Genomic DNA, 17,039 nt, shown 5'->3' on the forward strand with positions numbered 1-17,039 from the left:
TTGTGCATCCGTCTTTGCCCGTCAAGTAGCGTTCGGCCACATGAATTTTGAAAGCCTTCGTAAATTTGACCATAAAAACACCCCATAAAAGTTGGATTTTTATGTCCAACTTTTATGGGGCAGTTCACACTCGGGGTTTTTCGTGTGCGTACGAATCGCTATAATGAACCTATTCATTCAGACGGGAGAAACAACCATGAGTAAAATCATTTTCAATATCCATCAAATTGATCAGCTTGAGTCGAACCCGAACGTCGCCTCCGTATCAGAACGCTCGATTCAATACACCGCCGAGTTTAAGGTCAAGGCCGTGCGTGAGAACATGGACGGCAAAGGACCCCAACAGATCTTCACAGAGGCGGGGTTCGACCTGACGGTGATCGGAAAAGAGAAGGCGAAGTCTTCGTTGAAGCGTTGGCGTCGGACGTACCGAACGGACGGAGAAGACGGTCTCCTGAACAACAAACGTGGGAAGACTCTGGGAGGCGGGCGTCCGAAAACAGACGAGTCGATGGAGCGACGGTTAGCGAAGGCAGAGGCGCGTATCAAATACCTGACGGCAGAAAATGAACTCTTAAAAAAGCTAGAGAAGTTAGAAGGGCAGGCGAAACGAACGAACTGACACCGGCAGAGAAATATCAGGTCATCAATACCATCATCCGAATCGCGCAGCTGAAGAACCTCGTCCGCCCACTGTGTGAGATCGCTGGCGTGAGTCGGAGTGGCTACTATGCCTGGTTGAACCGAGCCGAGGCAGAGTCCCTCCGGGAAGAGCGTGATTACCTAGACGCGACCCTACTCAAGCAGATTCACGACAGCCACGGTGGCAAAGTCGGTTATCGGGCACTGTACATGGAGGTGCGCGCGACCCTCGGGGTCCGGATCAACCATAAGCGTATCCTCCGACTGATGCGCAAGTATAACATCGTCACCAAAATCCGAAAGATGAGCCCTTATCGAAAACTAGCTAAAGCGACGCTCGAGCATCGCGTCGTGCCGAATCTGTTGAACCGCCAGTTCCGGCAGAGCGAGCCCGGGAAGGTGTTCGTGACCGACATCACCTATCTCCCGATCGCCTCCGGCGAGAACGTCTATTTGTCTTGTGTGAAGGACGTCGCCACACGCGAGATCGTGGCACATAAGCTGCCCATGGGCCTTCACATGGACCTCGTCTTTCAGACGATGGAAAAGCTCGAAGAGCACCTCCAAGGGAACCTGCATCCTGAGGCGATGATTCATTCGGACCAAGGCTTCCACTACACACATCCAGACTACCAGAAACTCGTCGGTGACCTCGGACTGGTCCAGTCCATGTCACGTCGGGGAAACTGTCTCGACAACGCACCAATCGAATCGTTCTTCGGTCATTTGAAGGACTATGTCACCAACCGCTCGTGCAAATCGCTCGAGGAGGTCCGAGAAATGGTCGGCGACTACATAAGCTATTACAACTGCGAACGCGGTCAATGGAACCTAAAAAAGATGACCCCGGAACAATATCGGGGCCATCTGATCGCCGCATAGAACACGTGGGCTTTTTATTAAACTGTCCATTTTACGGGGCTCAGTTCAAACACGGAGATTCTGGGCTTTTCTCATGGACATCAAAATCGGCCGATATCCATAACGCATTCGATTGAGGATTCGGTATTAAACGATGAAAAGTCTCAAGCGGTTGAGTCTTTTCACGTAAACATTAAGACGGTGTGTAGATGTGATCCGTATCCGTGTCCAACACGAAGTCGATGTTCATATCGTTTGAATACTGAATACGATCAAAGCGGTGGAGTCGACAAAACACGTCTGGAAAGTCTTTTATATCAACCACCATTGTTTTGGTTTGTCGATACATCTCTCTTAGTTGTCGTTCAGAGCACTTTTTTCCACTCAAACGAATATTGTGTCCGTATCCATCGATTTCAATGATCAAAATGACTCCTCCTGTCACTAGCAAATCGTTTTTATTTTGGTTCTAACATACATCATTATCATATAAAAAACGATCGCTCTGAAATGGACGATTGCGACCGCACTCGTATTGCCGATGACGTTGCCACTCCAATCATCGAACGTGTTGGCGGCGATGACAGCCAAAGCGGACGGAACGTACAAGTTCGTCGTGAAACCACTCAAGATTCGTCAAACTGTCACTGTCATCAGTGAACAGGGCGGCCAAACGAAAGAGGAATCGCGAGTCGTCGAAGTCGCTCATGTTGGCATCCCGGCCCTGCGGTGAACAATGAATCAGCCTTCAGTTTTGAAGGCTGATTTTTGTGTCAAAAAAGTGAACAAAACCTCTTACGAAACAATGGAAACTATTGTATAATCAACCAAGTAAGCGCTTACATTACATGTGTAAAGTAATGAGATTCATTTTTCGGGGTCGATGGGGATCGGCTACACAGGTTAAAAGGGGACAGCACACATGATCACATTCTTTATCAAAAATAGGCGAGAATACGCCCACTTCTAAGTGATCCGGGCGAAGCCCCAGTGAAAGTGGGCGATGAATCGCTATAGCTTTTTCTGGGTATAAATACCTAGAGGAGGTGAAGAGTATGTTGACACATAAAGGATACAGATTTCGTCTCTATCCGACCAAGGAACAGGAGGTACTGATCATCAAGACGCTCGGCTGCGCCCGCTTCGTCTTCAACCATTTCCTCGCGAAGTGGGACGAGACATATCAGGCGAGCGGTGCGGGACTGTCCTATGGCGCGTGCTCCGAGGTATTGCCGTCCATGAAAGAGGAGCTCTCATGGCTGAAGGAGGTGGACAGCACGGCCCTGCAGTGGTCGTTGAAGCACCTGGCCGACGGCTACGACCGTCTCCTCACGAAACAGAACGGGCACCCGCGCTTCAAGTCGAAACGGAACCCGGTCCAGTCGTACACGACGAACATCCAGGGCAGGTCGCAAAACCCCGAGGTGTCGATCGTCGGGGAACGGCTCAAACTGCCGAAGCTGAAGTGGGTCCGGTTCGCCAACTCGAGGCGGGTCGAGGGCCGCATCCTCAGCGCGACGATCCGCCGGAACGCGACGGGCAAGTACTTCGTCTCCCTGAAGGTCGAGCAGGAGATTGAGGAGCTGCCGAAGACGGGCTCATCGGTCGGCGTCGACGTCGGTCTGAAGCACTTCGCAATCTTGTCGGACGGGACGGTGTACCCGAACGACCGCTACTTCAAGTCGCTCGAGAAAAAACTTGCCCGTGAGCAGCGCAAGCTGTCACGCCGACGGCTCATCGCCATGAACCGGAACGTCAAGCTGTCCGAGGCGAAGAACTACCAGAAGCAGAAGCGCAAGGTCGCGCGCATCCACGAGAAAATCGCGAACAGACGCAACGACCTCCTGCAGAAGGTGTCGACCGAGATCGTCAAAATCCACGACGTCATCGGGATCGAGACGCTGCAGGTGAAGGACATGCAGCAGAACCGCCAATTGAGCAAGGCCATCTCCGACGTCGGCTGGTCGGAGTTCCACCGCATGCTCGAATACAAGGCCGACTGGTACGGGAAGACCGTCGTCAAGGTCGGCAGAAGCTTCGCCTCGAGCCAGCTCTGTTCAAGTTGCGGCCATCGGCACAAAGACGTGAAACATCTCGCCTTGCGTGAGTGGGTATGCCCAGGCTGCGGCACTCGCCACGACCGGGATATCAACGCAGGACTCAATCTCAAGCAAGAGGCCGAACGCATCCTGGCCTCTTCAACCGTCGGGACGACGGGGCTAGCCTGATCAGGTTTCGGCCGCTGGGTCGGATAACTCAGGAATCCCTCACCTCTAAGCGTAGCGTAGGTGGGGGTAGTTCAACGCCTTAGCTATTTTAATTGTCGGGTACATCGTCTACGGCCGTTACGTCGAGAAGACGTTCGGCATCAAGGAAGAGCGGACGACGCCCGCCTATGCGTCGCAGGATGGCATCGACTACGTGCCGATGGGGAAAAAGCGGAACTCGATGATCCAACTGTTGAACATCGCCGGCGTCGGTCCGATTTTTGGGCCAATCATGGGGGCGCTCTACGGTCCGGTCGCCTTCCTGTGGATCGTCTTCGGATCGATCTTCGCAGGTGCCGTGCACGACTATTTGACGGGGATGATCTCGCTCCGTAACAACGGTGCACACTTGCCGCAGCTCGCCGAGAAGTTCCTCGGCCGCTCGCTCCGCCATATCGTCAACGGGTTCGCCCTGTTACTGCTACTCCTTGTCGGGACGGTGTTCGTCACGTCGCCGAGTAACATGATCAACAACTTGTTCGACGGCAACGCGTCGACGCTCGTGTTCGTCGTCTTTGCGATTTTCGCTTATTACATCTTGGCGACACTCCTCCCGGTCGACAAGATCATCGGCCGCATCTATCCGTTCTTCGGGGCGCTCCTCATGATCAGCGCCATCGGGATCGGGGTCAGCCTGTTCGTCCAAGGCTATCAAATCCCAGAGATGACATTGACGAACATGCACCCGGACGGCTTGCCGATCTGGCCGCTCTTGTTCTTCACGATCTCGTGCGGCGCGCTCTCAGGCTTCCACGCGACGCAGTCGCCGATCATCTCTCGGACGACGATGAAAGAAAGTAATGGCCGCAGCATCTTCTACGGCATGATGATCGTCGAGGCCGTCATCGCCATGATTTGGGCCGGAGCGGCCATGGCCATCTTCGAGCCGGGTGAGTTGCTCGGCATGATTCAAGCGGGGACACCGGCGCTCGTCGTCCAAGAAGTGGCGACACTCATGCTCGGCAGCATCGGCGTCATCGTCTTGCCGATCACGTCAGGCGATACGGCGTTCCGGAGTGCCCGGATGATCATCGCCGACTACTTGAAAGTCGCACAGAAGAACTTCTCGTCACGCCTTTGGATCGCACTCCCGTTGTTCGCGATCTCGTACGTGCTCACAAACATGGACTTCCAAATGCTTTGGCAGTACTTCAACTGGGCCAACCAGACGACAGCGGTCATCGCCTTGTTCGTTGGTGCGATGTACTTGTACATTAAAGGACGCAACCACTGGATCGCACTCATCCCGGGGACGTTCATGCTGTATGCGGTTTGGTTCTACATCCTCACAGCACCGATCGGTTTCAAGATGGATGGTGTCATTCCCTACGTCATCGCGACGATCGGTACGGTGACGCTACTCGTCTTGTTCCACATACGCGCACGGGCGATGCGGGCACAAAATATGGAATGTGACGTTCCGGTGAAGGAAGTCGCATAATCAAGGACACGGGTTTTTACAGACCCGTGTTTTTATTTGCAACAAAATTGGGGAATATCCATAATAGAGGCAAGGAAAGAAAGGTGGGACCCGAATGGATCAAGAGAAACTAAAAGACATGCTCCATGCCGATACGCTCGGCGAAGAAATCGCGAGCGCCGTCACGCACGGACTAGGGGTCATCTTCAGCATCGTCGCTCTCGTCCTGCTCGTCACGACCGCGACTGAGACCGGTAGCACAGGCAACGTCATCGCGGTGAGCGTGTTCGGGGTATCGATGATCTTGTTGTACTTGTTCTCGACGCTCATGCATGCGATCCCGCATCCACGGGCGAAGCGGGTGCTCCAAGTGTTCGACCACGCTGGGATTTACTTACTGATTGCCGGGAGCTACACGCCGTTCGCACTCGTGTCGCTTCAGGGAACGCTCGGATGGGTGTTATTCGGCATCGTTTGGGGCGTCGCCATCTTAGGCATCGTCTGGAAAATGTATTCGACCGGGAAGTACATGTGGGTATCGAACGTGACGTACCTTGGGCTCGGGTGGATTTGTATCATCGTGATCCGTCCGCTCTACGAGTCGCTCGGGCATCAAGGGTTCATGTTGCTGCTTGCTGGTGGGCTCGCTTATTCGGTCGGGATCGTGTTTTACGTCTGGCAGAAACTGCCGTTCAATCATGCGATTTGGCACTTGTTCGTGCTCGCCGGGAGCGTGTTCGTCTTCCTCAGTATTTTGCTCTACGTCGCACCGAATACAGGCCTGTGAACCAGACGTCCGTGAGGGCGTCTGCTTTTTTATAAACTTAGCCAATGAAGTGTTGGAAACGGTTACAAAACTAAAGACGAATTGACGTTTGTATGTCATAATAATTTCAGACATCGTCATAGAGATAGATGAGTGTAAACGCAAGGGGGAAAATCTGATGGAAAAAGTGTTACGTGATGGCTTTATTTACATGTCTCAAAACAAAGCACTCAACAGTTTGGCTAAAAAGTACGGGCTTCGGTTCGGGGCTTCACGATTTGTGGCGGGAGAAGATTTCAAGACGTCGGTGCCGACGATTCGCGAACTGAACGCGAAAGGGCTATCGGTCACGGTCGACCATCTAGGGGAATTCATTAACACGGTCGAAGAAGCGAACCAAAACCGTGACGAGATCATCCGTGCCATCGAGATCATGGCCGAAGAGAAACTCGACGCCTATATGTCGCTCAAGCTCACGTCACTCGGATTCGATATTTCGGACAAGTTGATCGAGAACAATATGCGCCAGATCTTGACGACGGCTAAGTCGGTCGGCGTCTTCGTCGCCATCGATATGGAAGACGAGTCGCGCTGCGAGAAGACACTCGACTTGTTCAAGAAGTTGAAAGCGGACTTTGACGGACTCGGGACGGTCATCCAATCGTACTTGTATCGTTCGGAAGATGACATCAATCATCTCGCGCTGATCAAGCCGAACCTCCGTATCGTCAAAGGGGCTTACAAAGAGCCGGCGACGGTCGCTTTCCCGGAGAAAGAAGACGTCGACCACAACTACTTGAAGCTCGTCAAACTCCATCTTGCGAACGGGAACTACGCCTCTATCGCGACCCATGACGACCATATGATCGATGCCATCATCGAGCATGTGAAATTGAACAACATCCCACTCGACCAGTTCGAGTTCCAAATGCTGTACGGCATCCGGGTCGAGCGTCAACTCGAGCTCGTCCGCCAAGGCTATAAAGTCCGGGTCTACGTGCCGTACGGCCGTGACTGGTACGGTTACTTCATGCGCCGCCTCGCCGAACGTCCGGCCAATGTCGCGTTCGTGTTAAAAGGAATGGTCAAGAAATGAGAGAAGCACGAACGTCCGTTGTGGGCGTTCGTGCTTTTTTGATGTGTTCGATATTATTTGATGACATCGATTCGTTCGGCCTTTCCTACAGTGGAGGTGTCTTCGGTGATGGATTCGTCTAACCAAACGTTGACCTCGAGCGGACTGTGCAGTCGTTCAATCTCGTCATTCAAACCGGATACATCGACCCAAATTTGACCGCGGTCTTGATCTTCGACTAAAATCATCGTCTCTTCAGTATTTACGTCTACAATTTTCCCTTGAACATCGACCTCGCTATAATCGGTTGAACAGCCTGCGACTACACTGAGACAGAGAAAGGCTACAAGGAGAGAAGTAATACGTCCTTTAAAAAACGGCATATCATTATCCATGAATTGATTCTCCTTAGGATTTCGAGTGACTTCCATCCAAACTTGTTTATCATTAGTATACTTGTTCGATGCCATCGATATTCAGAATCTTTTCATGGAGAGGGAAATGCGTCCTTGGCGTCCAGACTCATGCAAAGCAATCCGACGAAAGGACGCAAGAAACGCGCGCAAAGTATGACACGCACACAAAAAAGACTCAGCTGTGAACTGAGCCTTCCGAAACACTTATCCGTTAATGACGGTACCGCCGTTGACGTGCATGACCTGCCCACTGACGTACGTTGAGTCATCGCTTGCGAGATAGACGTAAGCTGGGGCGAGCTCTGCCGGTTGACCCACACGCTTCATCTCAGAAGAGTCACCGAACGTGGCGACTTTCTCAGCCGAGAACGTAGCCGGGATGAGCGGTGTCCAAATCGGGCCAGGGGCGACGCCGTTGACACGGATTTTCTTCTCGGCCAAGTTTTTGGCGAGCGAACGCGTGAACGATGTGATCGCGCCTTTCGTCGACGCATAGTCGATCAACTGGTCGTTGCCTTCATACGCCGTGATCGACGTCGTGTTGATGATACTCGCGCCTTCGTTCAAATACGGGAGCGCCGCTTTCGTCAAATAGAACATGCTGAAGATGTTCGTCCGGAACGTCCGCTCGAGCTGGTCGTCCGAGATGTCGAGGAGCGACTCTTGCGGATGCTGCTCGGCGGCGTTGTTGACGAGAATGTCCAAGTGGCCGAACGTCTCGAGCGTCTGCTTGACGACGTCTTGGCAGAACGCCGAATCACCGAGGTCACCTTGCAGCAACAGGCACGCTTGTCCGAGTTCTTCGATCCGTTCCTTCGTCGCCTCGGCGTCCTCGAGCTCGTTTTGGTCTTTATAGACGATGACTGTGTTCGCGCCTTCATGGGCGAAGAAGATGGCGACCGATTTCCCGATTCCCGAGTCACCGCCCGTGATGATGGCGACTTTGTCTTTTAACTTGTCGCTTCCTTTATAGCCTTCACGCTCATAGATCGGGAACGGCTCCATCTTCGAATCGATTCCCGGTTGATGGGCCTGCGCTTGTCCGTCCTTCTTGAACGTTTCAAAATCCTTGCGGCTGCCGATTGTATTTAAACGATTATCACTCATATTGTTTAGTCCCCTTTCAAAATTGACTCAATGTGTCTATACCACACACATCAAAAAATAATCGTAAATCAGAAAAATGGAATGAATTTGAAAAATGAACGCTTGCGAATGAATTGTCGTTCATTTATGATAGAAGAGTAAACACGATGGTGATTGCGATTTTTTTTACGCGTGAAATGAATCACTATTCATTCTCATTTAGGGGGGAACAATATGACGAGTCACATCGAACAATCAGCCGACCTCCGTTTGACGAGCAATATCCGTTTTGCGGTCGTCATCGGTTCAGGAGTAATGGGGGCGGGGATTGCGGCCCATTTGGCGAACGCGGGGGTTCGTTCGCTCATGCTCGACATCGTACCACGTGAATTGACGGCGCAAGAAGAAGGAAAAGGGCTCACGCTCGAGTCACCGGAAGTGCGGAATCGCATCGCGTCCGAGAACCGTCACAAGTTGTTGAAACAAAATCCGGCACCGCTCGCGACGGCGGAACACTTGAACTTCATCGAGGTCGGGAACTTAGAAGATGACCTCGAACGATTGAAAGAAGCCGACTGGGTCATCGAAGTCATCGTCGAACGGCTCGACGTGAAACAGCAACTGTTCGACAAGATCGCACCGTTCATCCGTGAAGACGCGATTCTCAGCTCGAACACGTCTGGGATCTCGATCGAAGCGATGGCGAGCGTCTTGCCGGAAGGATTGAAGTCACGCTTCCTCGGGACGCACTTCTTCAACCCGCCGCGTTACTTGAAGCTGCTCGAACTCATCCCGACGGAGAAGACGGCGCGCCCGGTCATCGATTTCATGGCCCGCTTTGCTGAGGACCGTCTCGGTAAAGGCGTCGTCGAGGCGAAAGACACGCCAAACTTCATCGGTAACCGCATCGGCACATACGGCCTGCTCGTCACGTTCGAGGAGATGTTGAAACAAAACGCGACGATCGGCGAGATGGACTCGATCACAGGACCGCTCATCGGCCGTCCGAAATCAGCGACGTTCCGTACGCTCGACGTCGTCGGCATCGACACGTTCGTCCACGTCGCCGGTAACGTCTATGAGGCGCTCGAAGCGGGCGAGGAGAAAGACACGTTCGATGTCCCTGCTGAAATGAAGACGCTCGTCGAAAAAGGCTGGGTCGGACAAAAGTCTGGTCAAGGGTTCTATAAGAAAGACGGGAAAGTCATCCAGGAACTCAACTTGAGCACGTTTGAATACGAACAATTGAAAGCGATTACAGGAACTGAGCTCGACCAAATCAAGTCGCTCCCGGGCTCGAAAGCGAAACTGAAAGGCGCGATCTTGAACAAGGGACGCGTCGGGCAGTTGCTCTGGCCGGTAACAGCGAAAACACTCGTCTACTCGGCACGACTCACAGGTGAGATCAGTGACTCGATCGTCGCCATCGATGACGCGATGAAGTGGGGCTTCGGTTGGAAGTTCGGACCGTTCGAGACATGGGACGCACTCGGTGTCGAAAAATCGGTCGCACGCATGAAAGCGGAAGGATATGCCGTCCCGGCGTGGATCGATAAGATGCTCGCTGCCGGACACACTTCCTTCTATAAAGGGGACCAGTATTACGATCAAGCGTCTGGGACGTACGTCGAGAAGACCGTCAACCCGAAAGAATTGAAACTTGCACCGCTCGCCAAGTCGAACGGGATCATCCTCGAGAACGGCGGGGCTCGCCTCATCGACATCGGTGACGACGTCGTCGCCCTCGAGTTCACGTCACCAAACAACGCGATCGGGGTCGACATCATGCAGATGATCGAGCAATCGATCGACCTCGTCGAGCAAGACTTCAAAGGACTCGTCCTCGCCAACGATGGTAAAAACTTCTGCGTCGGCGCCAACCTCGCGATGATGCTCATGGAAGCGGAAGACGAGAACTGGTATGAGCTCGACTGGATCATCAACAAGTTCCAACAAGTCGTTCAAAAAATCCGTTACGCAGGTCGCCCGGTCGTCGTCGCACCTTACGGCATGACACTCGGAGGCGGCACGGAGATCAGTTTGCCGGCAGCACGCATGCAAGCAGCGCTTGAGACGTACATGGGACTCGTCGAAGTCGGTGTCGGTCTCATCCCTGGCGGCGGCGGCAACGTCAACACGTACCGTCGTCTACTTGAACAGACGCCAAAATCGATGCAAAACATCGAGAAGGCGGCACAGCAGACGTTCGAGAACATCGCGATGGCGAAAGTATCGAAATCGGCGTATGACGCGAAAACGCTCGGCTATCATCGTCCGGTCGACGGCATCTCGATGAACCGTGACCACTTGACGTTCGACGCGAAACAAACCGTGCTTGGACTTGCGGACGGATACGTCGCGCCGATGCGCGAGAAGTTGCCGGTCGTCGGTCGAACCGGGAAAGCGACGCTCGAACTCGCAGCGTACGAGATGTTCTACGGTGGTTATATTTCAGAGCACGACTTGAAGATCGCCAAAAAACTTGCCCATGTCATCAGCGGCGGCGATTTGGCATACGGCACGATGGTCGACGAGCAATACTTCCTCGACATCGAGCGTGAGGCGTTCTTGAGCCTCATCGGAGAACCGAAATCGCAGCAACGGATGCAACATATGCTCGTCAAAGGCAAACCACTTCGGAACTGACAAAAGGGGGACTTAACAGATGAGAGAAGCAGTCATCGTGGCCGGTGCACGAACACCGGTCGGAAAAGCAAAACGCGGGTCGTTCCGAAACGTTCGTTCGGACGAGCTCGCAGGTCACGCCATCAAAGCGACGCTCGAGCGGTCGGGATACACGGGACCGATTGACGACGTCATCATGGGATGCGCCATGCCGGAAGCGGAGCAAGGGATGAACATCGCCCGTTATGCGGCCGTACGCGGTGGACTATCACACGAAGTACCAGCCGTCACGATCAACCGTTACTGCTCGTCAGGCCTTCAAGCGATCGCGGACGCGGCAGCGAAGATCATGATCGGCCAAGCGACGGCAATCATTGCCGGCGGAATGGAATCGATGAGTCTCGTCCCGATGGGTGGACACGTCATCCGTCCGAACCCGACGATCATGGAGACGGCGCCTGAGTATTACATGAGCATGGGACACACGGCTGAGCGCGTAGCGGCCGAGTATAACATCTCACGAGTTGACCAGGACCTGTTCGCCATCGACAGCCATCAAAAAGCGGCGGCTGCGATCGCGGGCGGCAAGTTCGAAGAAGAGATCGTGCCGGTGACGGTCATCGAGCACGTCCTCGGTGAAGACGGGAAAGTCGCGGAACGTGAATTCGTCGTCAAGCACGACGAAGGCGTCCGGGCCAACTCGACGGTCGAAGCACTCGGCAAGCTGCGTCCAGCTTTCAAAATCAAAGGGTCGGTCACAGCCGGTAACGCGTCACAAGTATCAGACGGCGCCGCGGCCGTGCTCGTCATGGAGCGGGAAGAGGCGGAACGCCAAGGCTTGAAGCCAATGGCGAAGTTCCTCTCGTTCGCAGTCGGCGGGGTCCGCCCGGAAGTGATGGGGATCGGACCGGTCGTCGCCATCCCGAAAGCGTTAGAGATGGCTGGCGTGAAGCTTGAAGAAGTCGGATTGTTCGAGTTGAACGAGGCGTTCGCGAGCCAATCACTCGGCGTCATCCGTGAACTGGGCATCGACCCGTCCAAAGTGAACGTCAACGGCGGCGCGATCGCCCTCGGCCATCCACTCGGTTGTACGGGCGCGAAACTAGCGGTATCGATTCTGCATGAAATGAAACGACGCAATGAGAAATATGGGGTTGTCACGATGTGCATCGGTGGCGGAATGGGCGCTGCTGGCGTCTTCGAATTACTATAAGGGGGAAATGACTATGGAACGTACAGAACACGAATTGATTAAAGGCGGTAGCTTTGTCATCGACGCACTCGACGCGGATCGTCTCTTCACACCGGAAGACTTTTCAGACGAGCATAAGATGATCGGGGACACGACGTCGAGTTTCGTCGACGACCGTGTCATGCCGGTACTTGGACGCATCGAAAAACATGAGTTCGATCTCTCGGTCGAACTGTTGAAAGAAGCGGGCGAACTCGGTCTGCTCGGTGCCGATGTGCCTGAAGAGTACGGCGGTTATCAGCTCGACAAGATCTCGTCATCGATCATCACGGAACGGTTCGCCAAAGCCCGTTCGTTCGCCCTCAGTTATGGCGCTCACGTCGGGATCGGGACGCTTCCGATCGTCTTCTTCGGAACAGAAGAGCAAAAGCATAAGTACTTGCCGAAGCTCGCGACGGGAGAATGGATCGCGGCGTACGCGCTCACAGAGCCAGGCTCAGGGTCGGACGCGCTCGGTGCGAAGTCGACGGCCGTCTTGAACGAGGCCGGGACGCACTACGTCTTGAACGGTGAGAAACAATGGATCACGAACGCAGGCTTCGCCAACGTGTTCGTCGTCTACGCGAAAATTGACGGCGACAAGTTCAGCGCCTTCATCGTCGAACGCGACTACAACGGCGTCTCGACAGGTGCCGAAGAACAGAAGATGGGCATTAAAGGCTCGTCGACGCGGACGCTCATTTTACAAGACGTCGAAGTCCCGGTCGATAACCTGTTAGGTGAAGTCGGTAAAGGGCACGTCATCGCCTTCAACATCTTGAACGTCGGTCGTTACAAACTCGCGGTCGGAGCGGTTGGTTCATCGAAACGTGCATTCGATCTCTCGGTCCAATACGCGAACGAGCGTAAGCAGTTCAAGACGCCGATCAGCCAGTTCCCGCTCATCCAAGAAAAATTAGCGACGATGGCGGCGAACATTTACGCGATGGAGAGCTCGGTCTACCGCACAGGCGGCTTGTTCCAAGACAGCCTCGATGCGCTTGGTGACGAGAACATGCGCGACGGCTCGAAAGTCGCCCAATCGATCGCGGAGTATGCGATCGAATGCTCGCTCAACAAAGTGTTCGCGTCTGAGACGTTCGACTACGTCGTCGACGAAGCCGTTCAAATTCACGGCGGCTACGGCTTCATGACCGAGTACGAGGTCGAAAACTTGTACCGTGACTCACGGATCAACCGGATCTTCGAAGGAACGAACGAGATCAACCGCTTGATCGTCCCGGGCACGCTCCTCAAGAAAGCGATGAAAGGCGACTTGCCGCTCCTCGCCGAAGCACAGAAGCTCCAAAAAGAGCTCATGAGCTACATGCCGCAAGAGCTCGACGGTTCACCGCTCGCGCGCGAGAAGATGCTTCTATCGAACATGAAGAAGATCAACTTGATGATCGCCGGGACAGCCGTCCAGAAATATCAGCAAGACCTCCAAAACGAGCAAGAGATCCTCGCCAAGCTCGCCGACATCATCAGCGCCATCTATGCGCTTGAAGCGGCGATCGCGCGGACGGATAAAGCAATTGCCCGGACTGGCCTCGATAAGAACAACCAGAAAGTCCGTTACACGGAAATCTTCGCCGAGCAAGTGTTTAAGCAAGTCGATCTCATGGCGAAAGAAGTGTTGTATGCGGCAACGTCAGGCGACGAGCAACGGATGTTGCTCTCGGCGATGAAGAAGTTCAGCCGTTATCAGCCGATCAACGTCATCGGCACGAAGCGCGAAGTCGCAGCGAGTCTCATCAAAGCGAACAAGTTCATCGTGTAATCAAATTTTTCGAACAGGGAGGGGTGGCCGGACGCGGTCAGCCCTTTCTTTTTCGCTTGATCAGAACGTACAATGAGGAAAAGGAGGAATGTTCATGAGACGTGATCAGCTGTTGGAACGGATGAAAAGGATTGGGGAATCGGTCGCGACAAAAGAAGGGGCGCTCATGCTGCTCGCCCTCGGTTCGATTGGCCTCGAGACCGAGCGGCTCGACGATTACTCCGACCTCGATTTCTTTTTGATCGTCGAAGACGGACGAAAAACCCGCTTCATCGACAACTTGGACTGGCTCGAGGTTGAACCGATCGCTTACCAATTCCAAAACACGAAAGACGGCCACAAGATCATGTATACGGACGGCATTTACGGGGAGTTCGCCGTGTTCGAACTGTTCGAGATGCCGCACATCGCCTACACTCCGGGACGGATCGTTTGGAAGCGGGATGAGGCGCTCGAATCGTTTGCGACGCCTAAGCTCGTCACGGACGTCCCAGGCGCCGCGTACTGCTACGAAGAGGCGCTGACGAACCTGTACGTCGGTCTGCTCCGTGAACGACGCGGAGAGAAGCTCGCCGGCTTCGAACTCATCCAAGTCGCGGCCGTCAACAACGTGTTGAAAGCACATGGAGAGACGGTCGACCCGTTCAATCCGACGCGCCGGGTCGAGATACGGCACCCGGAGCTCGTCGCCGGGCTCAGCGAATGGCTTCCAGGTTACGGCAAGTCGGTCGAAGCGGCCGCAGCGATGCTGAGCTATATCGAAGCGCGTCACCCGGTCAACGCGACGCTGAAGCGAGAAATCGCACGCTTGCTCGAAGCGTGATTTGCGGGAATGGAGTATGCTACAGTAAAACAAGAGGTGATAAATATGGTGACACTATATGGCTATCCGCCATGCAGTACGTGTAAGAAGGCAGAGAAATGGTTGAAGGAGAACGACGTCGCGTATACATACGTTCATATCGTCGAGGCGACACCGTCAAAAGATGAACTCGCGTCGATCTGGCAACAGTCAGGGCTGCCGCTCAAAAAGTTTTTCAATACGAGCGGGCAAGTGTACCGCAACGAAGGCATTAAAGATAAGCTCCCGAATTTGTCAGAAGACGAACAAATCGAGCTTTTAGTCAGCAATGGTATGCTTTTAAAGCGTCCGATCGTCACTGATGGTCAAAAATCGACGGTCGGTTTTTCAGAAAAGTCATTTACAGACGTTTGGGGCTAAGTGCTATAATACACATGTGAGTCTAATTTATTTGAGGGGGAAGTCATGATGAGCAAAGTACCTGCAAATCTACGTTATTCAAAAGAACACGAATGGGTTGAAGTGAACGGAAGCGTTGCCCGCATCGGGATCACGGATTTCGCACAAAGCGAACTAGGGGACATCGTGTTTGTGGAACTTCCTGAAGTCGGCGGCACGATTTTGCTCGACGAGCCGTTCGGTTCGGTCGAATCGGTCAAGACGGTGTCTGAACTGTACGCACCGATCTCTGGCAAAATCACGGCGGTAAACGAATCACTCGCGGATTCGCCGGAACTCGTCAACGAAGCACCGTTCGAAGGCGCATGGATGATCGAAGTCGAGTTAAACGATTCAACGGACGTCGACAAACTCATGTCGGCCGAAGAATATGAAACGATGATTCAAGGCTAACAAAAATCCCGGTTTCTCTTTATGAGAACCCGGGATTTTTTGATTTAGTCGAAGTCGAGGCGGTAATGTTCAGGCTGGATGAGTGATGTCCGGTTGAACAGGCGGTAGAAGACAATCCCGAGCGTCACCGGAATGAGGCCGAACAAGACGATGACGAGCATGACGTTCCATAGGGCGAAGCCGCCTGGCATCAAGTGCAGGGCGTTGACAGGTCCGATGAGCCCGGAGACGCCGAAACCGGCGCTGATCGGTGTCCCCTCGATACGGAGGATACCGGCTAGCGCCCCGAGAATGGCCGCGTTCGCGAGCACAGGCAGCATCATGATCGGACGACGGACGAAGTTCGCCATTTGAATTTTTGGTGAGCCGAGAAAGTGGGCGATCGATGTCCCGGTGGCATTCATCTGCCACCCGGCGATGGCGAGACCGAAGCCGGCCGCGACGACACCGAGGTTGGCGGCCCCGGCGGCAACACCGGACAGGCTGATCGCCGTCGCGATCCCGACCGTCGAGATCGGAGAGACGATGATGAGCGAGAACGCCATCGCGATCAACATGCCCATCATAATCGGCTGGAGTTCAGTCATCGTCATGATGATGGTGCCGATGTACGTCGTGATCTGGGAGATGTACGTGAGTAAGAACATGCCGATCCCGCCGGCGATGACGATGACCGTCATCGGTAAGACGAGCACGGTGTACGTCTTTAATCGTGGTGACAACTGCATGACCATATATGTCGCAAGTGCGGCCGTCACGCCGGCCGTGATGACGTCACCGATTCCGGCCATGAGGAACGCACCTTCCTCGATGCGGATGGCGCCGCTCCCGACCTGGGTCGCAATGCCGATCGTGCCGGCCTCGAGCGCAGAACGTCCGAACTGCATGGCGACGGCTACACCGATGATGACGGGTAAGAGGCGCATCGCGATCGTCGTCGCATCTAAGATGAACTGTAGCGACGGAAAATAAGGAAGGATTGCTTTCGTGAGCTCGCCGAGGAGCGCGCTCGGGATGAGGGCGATTAAAATGGCGAGGCTGAGTCCGTTCAATACGTTCATCAAAAATTGTTTGCCTGTCAGTTTCGTTTGTTCCGTCATGGGTGGATTCACCTGTCCTTTTCTACGTGTTTGCTGTTATGTACGAAAGCGATAAAGTTAATGACCATACTATGCCTCTTTTGGGCGAGCGTCAACAAGAAATGTTGAACTATTCA

Annotated in this window: 16 protein-coding genes; 12 read left to right on the forward strand and 4 right to left on the reverse strand. The window is 53.8% G+C overall.

Annotation, left to right across the window (positions count from 1 at the left end):
* Window positions 1–196 precede the first annotated feature (196 nt).
* A protein-coding gene (locus tag EVJ30_RS04990) for an IS3 family transposase (protein ID WP_370250778.1) occupies window positions 197–1,524 on the forward strand; the annotation gives its coding sequence in 2 pieces (ribosomal slippage) (window positions 197–569 and window positions 569–1,524; 1,329 coding nt in all).
* A gap of 172 nt (window positions 1,525–1,696) precedes the next feature.
* Here the strand turns inward: EVJ30_RS04990 and EVJ30_RS04995 are convergent.
* Window positions 1,697–1,930, reverse strand: coding sequence for a hypothetical protein (locus EVJ30_RS04995; RefSeq protein WP_131468253.1), 234 nt, complete (start codon window positions 1,928–1,930; stop codon window positions 1,697–1,699).
* Between the two features lie 114 nt (window positions 1,931–2,044).
* Here EVJ30_RS04995 and EVJ30_RS05000 point away from each other — a divergent pair, with 114 nt between their 5' ends.
* The 5 genes from EVJ30_RS05000 to EVJ30_RS05020 all read left to right on the forward strand — a co-directional run bounded on the left by EVJ30_RS05000 (window position 2,045) and on the right by EVJ30_RS05020 (window position 7,052).
* On the forward strand, window positions 2,045–2,236 hold the full coding sequence (locus EVJ30_RS05000; RefSeq protein ID WP_131490449.1) for a hypothetical protein: 192 nt from the start codon (window positions 2,045–2,047) through the stop codon (window positions 2,234–2,236).
* Between the two features lie 322 nt (window positions 2,237–2,558).
* Complete coding sequence (tnpB, locus tag EVJ30_RS05005; RefSeq protein WP_131468257.1) at window positions 2,559–3,731, forward strand: IS200/IS605 family element RNA-guided endonuclease TnpB; 1,173 nt, start codon at window positions 2,559–2,561, stop codon at window positions 3,729–3,731.
* An 85-nt stretch (window positions 3,732–3,816) separates the two neighbouring features.
* A complete protein-coding gene (locus EVJ30_RS05010) occupies window positions 3,817–5,211 on the forward strand; it encodes a carbon starvation CstA family protein (protein WP_131468259.1) in 1,395 nt (464 codons plus the stop codon).
* A gap of 94 nt (window positions 5,212–5,305) precedes the next feature.
* Window positions 5,306–5,977 carry a PAQR family membrane homeostasis protein TrhA gene (gene trhA, locus EVJ30_RS05015; protein WP_070328723.1) on the forward strand — a complete coding sequence of 224 codons (672 nt, stop codon included), beginning with the start codon at window positions 5,306–5,308 and terminating at the stop codon, window positions 5,975–5,977.
* 157 nt (window positions 5,978–6,134) lie between these two features.
* On the forward strand, window positions 6,135–7,052 hold the full coding sequence (locus tag EVJ30_RS05020) for a proline dehydrogenase family protein (RefSeq protein ID WP_070328724.1): 918 nt from the start codon (window positions 6,135–6,137) through the stop codon (window positions 7,050–7,052).
* A gap of 53 nt (window positions 7,053–7,105) precedes the next feature.
* Here the strand turns inward: EVJ30_RS05020 and EVJ30_RS05025 are convergent, their stop codons facing one another.
* Together EVJ30_RS05025 and EVJ30_RS05030 are read right to left on the reverse strand one after the other, a co-directional pair.
* Window positions 7,106–7,426 carry a hypothetical protein gene (locus EVJ30_RS05025; RefSeq protein ID WP_131468261.1) on the reverse strand — a complete coding sequence of 107 codons (321 nt, stop codon included), beginning with the start codon at window positions 7,424–7,426 and terminating at the stop codon, window positions 7,106–7,108.
* A gap of 225 nt (window positions 7,427–7,651) precedes the next feature.
* Window positions 7,652–8,554, reverse strand: coding sequence for an SDR family oxidoreductase (locus tag EVJ30_RS05030; protein ID WP_131468263.1), 903 nt, complete (start codon window positions 8,552–8,554; stop codon window positions 7,652–7,654).
* Between the two features lie 213 nt (window positions 8,555–8,767).
* Here EVJ30_RS05030 and EVJ30_RS05035 point away from each other — a divergent pair, with 213 nt between their 5' ends.
* From EVJ30_RS05035 to gcvH, 6 genes are all read left to right on the forward strand, one after another.
* Window positions 8,768–11,179 carry a 3-hydroxyacyl-CoA dehydrogenase/enoyl-CoA hydratase family protein gene (locus EVJ30_RS05035; protein ID WP_131468265.1) on the forward strand — a complete coding sequence of 804 codons (2,412 nt, stop codon included), beginning with the start codon at window positions 8,768–8,770 and terminating at the stop codon, window positions 11,177–11,179.
* A gap of 19 nt (window positions 11,180–11,198) precedes the next feature.
* A complete protein-coding gene (locus EVJ30_RS05040) occupies window positions 11,199–12,371 on the forward strand; it encodes an acetyl-CoA C-acetyltransferase (protein WP_016510281.1) in 1,173 nt (390 codons plus the stop codon).
* A 13-nt stretch (window positions 12,372–12,384) separates the two neighbouring features.
* Window positions 12,385–14,169 carry an acyl-CoA dehydrogenase family protein gene (locus tag EVJ30_RS05045; protein ID WP_131455891.1) on the forward strand — a complete coding sequence of 595 codons (1,785 nt, stop codon included), beginning with the start codon at window positions 12,385–12,387 and terminating at the stop codon, window positions 14,167–14,169.
* 94 nt (window positions 14,170–14,263) lie between these two features.
* Window positions 14,264–14,992: a hypothetical protein gene (locus tag EVJ30_RS05050; protein ID WP_236635998.1), complete on the forward strand. Its 729-nt coding sequence runs from the start codon at window positions 14,264–14,266 to the stop codon at window positions 14,990–14,992.
* Window positions 14,993–15,037: 45 nt separating this feature from the next.
* Window positions 15,038–15,391 (forward strand): arsenate reductase family protein, encoded by a 354-nt coding sequence (locus EVJ30_RS05055; protein ID WP_070328735.1) that lies wholly within the window; start codon window positions 15,038–15,040, stop codon window positions 15,389–15,391.
* A 48-nt stretch (window positions 15,392–15,439) separates the two neighbouring features.
* Complete coding sequence (gcvH, locus tag EVJ30_RS05060) at window positions 15,440–15,823, forward strand: glycine cleavage system protein GcvH (RefSeq protein ID WP_071397925.1); 384 nt, start codon at window positions 15,440–15,442, stop codon at window positions 15,821–15,823.
* Between the two features lie 44 nt (window positions 15,824–15,867).
* On the opposite strand, the gene EVJ30_RS05065 is transcribed toward gcvH, so the two are convergent.
* On the reverse strand, window positions 15,868–16,923 hold the full coding sequence (locus EVJ30_RS05065) for a PTS sugar transporter subunit IIC (protein WP_131468269.1): 1,056 nt from the start codon (window positions 16,921–16,923) through the stop codon (window positions 15,868–15,870).
* Window positions 16,924–17,039 lie beyond the last annotated feature (116 nt).

The organism is Exiguobacterium sp. SH5S13, from assembly GCF_004337085.1.
GTDB lineage: Bacteria > Bacillota > Bacilli > Exiguobacteriales > Exiguobacteriaceae > Exiguobacterium > Exiguobacterium aurantiacum_A.